Below are 230 nucleotides of genomic sequence, written 5' to 3' on the forward strand. Positions count from 1 at the left end.
TGGTTCGCGCCAGCATTCTCCGTTAAGTTTTTCAGTTTTTCACTTGTATAGAGTCCTTTCACATCATCTCTTTGCTCAACGGGAATATCCCCTAGATCCTCGTCATCAAATGAAAGCGATTCCAATTTTTCTTTTACACCAGCACAGCGAATGGCACTCGGCCCCATATCGTCGCCCCTTCTCATTTGTCCGAGATCCATCGGCACCCCAACAATCGTGACCTTCTTTTG

General features: G+C 46.5%; 1 protein-coding gene. It reads right to left on the reverse strand.

Going from position 1 to position 230, the window contains the following annotated elements:
- Positions 1-230: arginase family protein (locus KVT11_RS20810; protein WP_217609238.1), on the reverse strand; the 230-nt coding region annotated here is incomplete at both ends.

The sequence above is a fragment of the Bacillus sp. GbtcB10 genome, from assembly GCF_019091365.1.
Taxonomy (GTDB): Bacteria; Bacillota; Bacilli; order Bacillales; family Bacillaceae; genus Bacillus; species Bacillus altitudinis.